The organism is Methylobacterium sp. 285MFTsu5.1 (assembly GCF_000383455.1).
In the GTDB taxonomy this organism is placed as follows: Bacteria; Pseudomonadota; Alphaproteobacteria; order Rhizobiales; family Beijerinckiaceae; genus Methylobacterium.
In genome coordinates this window covers 1-1,623 of sequence record NZ_KB911352.1, presented here as the reverse complement: position 1 = coordinate 1,623, position 1,623 = coordinate 1, and the positions used below count along the sequence as shown (strand labels likewise).

Here is a 1,623-nt window from a genome sequence, read left to right as displayed (position 1 = left end):
GCTGCGGCTGGTGGGCTACGCGGTGCCGGCGGCCGGCGGCGCGCTCGACGAGCCCGCGCTGCAGCGGGCCCTGGCCGACACGCTGCCCGACGCGCTGCGCCCCGCCCGCATCCTCGCCCTGCCCGCCCTGCCGGTCTCCGCCAACGGGAAGCTCGACCCAGGACGGCTCCCCGAACCCGACTGGGCGGGCGCGGACGCCGCGGGCGGCAGCACCGGCTTCGATCCGCCGCGCGGTCAGACCGAGACGCGCCTCGCCGCCCTCTGGGCCGGCGTGCTCGGCCTCGACGCCCGACGCCTGTCGCGCCGGGACAGCTTCTTCGAGCGCGGCGGCGACTCGATCCTCGCCCTCCAGCTCGTCGCCCGCGCCCGGGAGAGCGGCCTCGCGCTGACGCCGCGGGACGTCTTCACCCACCCGCGCCTCGCCGCCCTGGCGGCGCATCTCGACGCGGCCCCGGACAGCGCGGCCGCGCCGGCCCCCCAGGTCGACCCGGCGCGCGAGGCCGGTCCGGTTCCCCTCACCCCGATCCAGCGCCGGTTCCTCGACGGCCCCGTCCCGAACCGGCAGCACTGGAATCAGGCGATCGTGCTCGCGCCCCGGGCACCCCTCGACCCGGGCCGCCTCGCTGAGGCCCTCGCGGCCGTCGAGGCCGCCCATCCCGCGCTGCGCCTGCGCTTCGCGCGGGACGCGCACGGGGCCTGGACCCAGACCTGCCGGGCACCAGGGCAGGAGCCCCCGCTGTGGCGGCGCGCGGCGGACGGTGCGCCGGCCTTCGCGGCCCTCGCCGCGCAAGCCCAGACGAGCCTCGACCTCGCCGAAGGGCCGGTCTGGCGGGCCGTGCACGTCACCCTGCCGGCGGACGGGACCGAGCGGCTCCTCCTCGTCGCCCACCACCTCGTGGTCGACGCCATGTCGTGGCGCATATTGATCCAGGACCTCGCGGCGGCCCTCGCCGGGCGGCCGCTCGCGCCCCCGCCGACGAGCTTCCCGGGCTGGGCCCGCAGCCTCGACGTCCTGGCCCGGCACCCCGGACATGCCGGGCGCCGCGAATCCTGGCTGGCAGGCTGGCAAGCCGGGGGGCCGTGCCCCGATGCCGCGTTGCGGCCGGTCCGGCCCGACGCCCCCAACGTCGAATCCGCCCAGACCGAGATCGCCGACAGCCTCGACGCCGACGCCACCGACGCCTTCCTGCGCCGGGCCGGTCGGCCCTACAGCGCCCGTCCCGACGAGATCCTGCTCACCGCCCTGTCGATCGCGCTGGTGCGGCGCGGCGACGGGACGGCGGTGGGCGTGACCCTCGAGCGCCACGGTCGCGATGCCGACGCCCTGGCCGACGCCCTCGCCGAACCCCTCTCAGAACCCTTCCCCGAACCCCTCTCCGACGCGCAGGACGGCCCGACCCTGCCCCGCCACGACCAGAGCCGGACGGTGGGCTGGTTCACCACGCTGGTGCCGCTGCGGCTCGACCCCCTCGGCGGCGAGCCGGACCTGCCGCCGGACGACGACGCCCGCGGCCACGCCCTCGGTGCTGCTCTCTGCCGGGTCAAGGAAGCCCGCCGCGCCCTGCCCCAGCCCGACCTCAGCCACGACCTCCTGCGCCACGGCCCCGTCGCGGACCTGCGCCA

1 protein-coding gene is annotated in these 1,623 nt (G+C 78.2%); it reads left to right on the top strand.

Translation table 11 applies throughout. The features are described 5' to 3' along the window. Positions 1-1,623 (top strand): condensation domain-containing protein (locus H288_RS33450; RefSeq protein ID WP_043713808.1); only part of this gene is annotated, 1,623 nt, incomplete at both ends.